Below are 4,486 nucleotides of genomic sequence, written 5' to 3' on the forward strand. Positions count from 1 at the left end.
GAGACTTGGGAAGGAAGGCGCTCCTGACTTCCTTAGTCTCCGTTATCGGTTAGTTCGCCGAAACGCCGCCCGGTTTGCGTGAGACAAAGCCCCCGGCCCCGATTTTCCGTCCGTATCCCAAAAAAATAAAATATTCACCCCCTCGAAAAGACAGGAGCCCTCCCATGAAGAAAAAAATCCCCCCAAAATCCCTAAAAAAGAAAATCCTCCTCTTTATGATACTGTGCTGGGCCGTGCCGGTTACAGTATTTTTTGCATTTACCACAGTGTCCTACCACCAGGGAATTGTAGGAAAAGCCGAACGGCTGATGGAAGAGGAACTGCAGAATATAGTTTCCTTTGCCTCCATTCGGATTGGCGACGCCGTTAGCCTCTGCCAGCGCCCTTCCTATGAAAAAACCTGGGAAAATGCCTGGAAAAGCTATGAAAACGGAAGCAATACCAGAAACGAATATCTGCAGGAGGTCAACACCAGTCTGAAAGGAAAATTTTATCAGGACGAACGGTTTAATATGTATGCCTATTACTGTTACGGGAGCCCGGACTGTTTTTCCTCCAGAACCGGAATTTCCTACAACAGCTATCTGGAGGAGATTCAGCCGGGCCTGGAAGATATTATCGCCATGGATTCTTCTTATTCCTATGTACGGGTGACAGAGGGCCGGATGTTTATTATCCGGAATCTGTATACCACTGTGGATTATGTGCGGTTTGGAACGCTTGTGGTGGAATTGAACAAATATAAAGTATTTCAGGATGTGTCCCAGGACGTCAGGGAAAACATGTTTATCTGCATCGGCAGCGGCAGCGACATACTGGAGCTGGGAATTCCCAAAGAACAGGAAAAAGAAGAAATGGCGGCCCGGCTTTTGAAGCAGTATGACAGCGGAAAAAGAGAGCGGATAGACTGGATCAGAGACAGGAATTACACCGGCTGCCTTTACCAGAAACAGTATGATACTTACCATATGGGAGCGGTGCTTTTGGCAGAGCGGGCAGAACTGTATTCCAGTCTGTATGAATTCTATACGATTGCTTTTTTACTGATGATTCTCTTTGTGCCCCTGGTATATTATGGCGTTGATTTTCTCAGGCGTCACATTCAGGTGCCCATCGGGCAGATTATGCAGGCTTCCAAGCGGGTGGAGGCCGGAGAAATGGGGGCCATGGTGGAGGGAGAAATGCCCAATGCAGAGTTTCAGTATATGAAAGAGAGATTTGACAGTATGTCCGGGCAGGTCCGCTGTCTCTTTGAATATGCATATGATGAGAAGCTGGCCCGCAAAGACGCCCAGATCCAGGCATTGCAGGCGCAGATTAACCCCCATTTCCTCAACAATACCCTGGAAATGATGAACTGGCAGGCCCGGATGTCGGGAGATACGGTAATTCCCAAAATGATTGAGGCGCTGGGAACCGTTCTGGATTACCGGATGAACCGGGCCCAGGTAAAGGAAATTCATCTCACGGAAGAGCTGCGGTGCGTCAACGCCTATTTCTATATTATGTCCATGCGGTTCGGCCAGCGGCTGAGGATCGAGCAGGAGATTGACGAAGAACTGCGCTATCTGATGGTGCCGCCCCTGATTTTGCAGCCCCTTGTGGAAAATGCCGTTGTCCACGGCGTGGAGGTGATGGCAAACGGGCTGATCCGCCTGAACGTGTACCATGACAGGGAGCATGTGTATCTGGAGGTGCGGAATACGGGAAAAGAGATGACAGAGGAAGCAAAGAAGAAAATAGAAGCCATTCTGGAAGGAACAGAGGCTCAGATTCCCAAAGAGCCCGGCCGCCATACTTCCATTGGAATTCAGAATGTGAACCGGAGAATCCGGCTGATGTACGGAGAAGAGTATGGGCTTGCCATCGGGCAGGAGGCGGACTTTGAGACAGTGTCCAGGATTACAATTCCCTATGAGAAAAGGCAGGAGGAAAAATCGGCAAAAGAACGGAACCTGGTGGAAGAGGAATTGAAAAACATAGCAAGATTAAACAAATAATGTCAAACCGGTCTAATGCTTTTTGTATGCTTTGCCCCTATAATATGGATATAGCTAAGGAACTACATAGTGAGGTTAACAAAAGGAGGATTTACTATGAAGAAAAAACTATTGGCAGTATTGTTGACGGGGGCAATGGCGGCATCACTTCTGGCAGGCTGCGGAAGCAAAAATGCAGATTCCAAAGAAACGTCAAAAGACGCAGGACAGGAGGCAGAAGAGCCTGTTACCTTAAAGACCGTGTCCATGTTCGGCGGGACAGACCCCAACAAAGAAGCTTATGAATCCATCAATGCAGATTTTATGAAAGAGAACGGAAATATCACCATTGAGGACAATTCCCAGACTTCCGATGAAGAGTGGAAAGCAGCGGTAAACGCAGACTTTTCCGTGGGAAATGAACCGGATGTCATTCAGTTTTTTACCGATGCAACGGCAGACACGATTGTTGCCACAGGCAAGCTGGTTTCCCTGGAAGAGATTCGGGCAGAATATCCAGACTATGCCAAAGATACCCTGGATACTGCAATTGAGGCGTCCACCAATACAGACGGCGTGGCAAGGGCAGTTCCCACCACCGGATACTGGGAAGGGCTTTACTGCAACAAGGATTTATTTGACAAGTACAGCCTGGAGCTTCCCACCGACTGGGCGTCCATGGAAAAAGCCATCACCGTATTTAAAGAAAACGGGGTGATTCCCATCGCCTGTTCTTTGAACAACGTGCCCCATTACTGGATTGAGTATCTGATGCTCTATGCAGCAGGGCCGGAGGAATACACATCCGTTCCGGAGACAGCGCCGGAAGGTTGGGTTAAGGGACTTGAAATGTTCAAAACCTTAAGAGATATGGGCGCGTTCCCGGAAGATACCGATACAGTGGACGACGCTTATGTGGGACAGCTGTTCCGTGACAAACAGGCGGCAATGCAGCTGGAAGGCTCCTGGTATACCGGAAATATCGAAGATACGGAAAACACCGTTGTTGTGGCATTCCCCGGCGTTCCGGATCAGAAAGCGGAAGCAGGTTCGAAAGTGGGAGGCATTTCTTCCGGATTCTATATCACCAAGAAAGCATGGGATGATCCGGCCAAAAGAGATGCGGCTGTGAAATTTGTCATGGCTCACACCAGTCAGGAAAGCGTTCAGAAATACTGGGAAGCTACCGGCGCGGTATCCCAGACTGCAACAGATATAGCGTGCCAGTTATAGGTACATCAAACAAAATACAGGGCAGGAACACACTATTTAACCTATGAAGGATAGACAACGGATTTAGCATTTGTGGTTATGTTTTTTGTGATTGAATTGGATGAGAAATGACACGATACGATTGGAAAAATATATGGATTTTTTTGATATATCCATGTATAATAAAAAAATAGGTGGAAGTATTTTATGGAAAACAATAAAGAATTAAAACAGGCAAAGAAAAGAACGGAAAAGATTTATATTACGGATATTGCAATACAAAAAGTGCCATATATACGATATAAAAACTTTTCAGAAAAACAAAATATGATTATGCGGCAGTTAGCAAGAGATGTGTTGTCATTATCCAAAGAATTTAATGACAGCAATGAAGTGGCAATTACTTGTGATATTGGTGCGGATATGCCTTTAGATGAATACGGAATCAGTTATGGAACAGAGCATAGCGTGCAAATAACATCAGATACGCTGTCAAACCATATACTGACATCGGCAGACAGCGTATCAGTGGTTATTCTGCACAACCATCCTTCATCACAGACATTCTCACTTGAGGATATACGTTTTTTCCTTGTTTATTCTACGGTGACTGTTATTTCCGTGGTGTCAAATCAGGGAACGATTCATTACTTGTATAAAGATAAGAAATATGATTTTCATAAAGCATTTGCTTTGTTTAAGGAATTTGTCGCAAAAGCAACTAAAAATCTTACAGTAAAAGAGCATTATGATTTAGCGCTTTCTTTTTTGAAACAGTGTGGAGAGGCAGGACTATTTTATGAATGAAAGGGGATTTAAAATGAGAGAAGAAGGCTATCTGAATGATTTATATTATGAGGACAGACCAATGCGGCTTGTTGTTCCAGATCCACTTCAAAAGGCAAACGAACAGGAATTAGAACAAAGCAGGAAGAAAAATCGGGAAATGATAATGTCAATCAGAAAAAGGCAAAGAGAAATGGCGATCCACAATGCGCCTGAGTTGCTGGATGATTAGAGCGTAAAGTGGTGTTGATAATGAATCCGTTTTATTATTGGCAAAAGAGGGTTGCAGTGGCAATCCTTTTTTGATTTTCCCTGTTTTGACTAAAAACTTGCTTGAAATACAGCAGGTCTTTTTGTGCTACAAGGCTGTATAGGGAGATAATAAAAACATATATATTGATAATTCAACGATAGTGTAAAATTTTTTTCGGAAAATTTAAGAAGGGAACTCTTTTTTGTGGTAGAGTATAAGTGCCTAAACAAACACCCGCACAAAAGAAAGGAGTTCC

The 4,486-nt window shown here is 44.8% G+C and carries 4 protein-coding genes; all 4 read left to right on the top strand.

The genetic code is table 11. The features are described from left to right. Positions 1-164: 164 nt before the first annotated feature. The 4 genes from ACTO17_RS19545 (at position 165) to ACTO17_RS19560 (ending at position 4,209) form a co-directional block, all read left to right on the top strand. On the top strand, positions 165-2,000 hold the full coding sequence (locus ACTO17_RS19545) for a sensor histidine kinase (RefSeq protein WP_482559101.1): 1,836 nt from the start codon (positions 165-167) through the stop codon (positions 1,998-2,000). A gap of 96 nt (positions 2,001-2,096) precedes the next feature. Then, positions 2,097-3,212, top strand: coding sequence for an ABC transporter substrate-binding protein (locus tag ACTO17_RS19550; RefSeq protein ID WP_482559102.1), 1,116 nt, complete (start codon positions 2,097-2,099; stop codon positions 3,210-3,212). Between the two features lie 186 nt (positions 3,213-3,398). Next, a complete protein-coding gene (locus ACTO17_RS19555) occupies positions 3,399-3,998 on the top strand; it encodes a hypothetical protein (protein WP_482559103.1) in 600 nt (199 codons plus the stop codon). Next, on the top strand, positions 3,991-4,209 hold the full coding sequence (locus ACTO17_RS19560; protein WP_482559104.1) for a hypothetical protein: 219 nt from the start codon (positions 3,991-3,993) through the stop codon (positions 4,207-4,209). The genes ACTO17_RS19555 and ACTO17_RS19560 overlap by 8 nt, the downstream gene beginning before the upstream one ends. Positions 4,210-4,486 lie beyond the last annotated feature (277 nt).

This window comes from Petralouisia sp. (assembly GCF_056822245.1).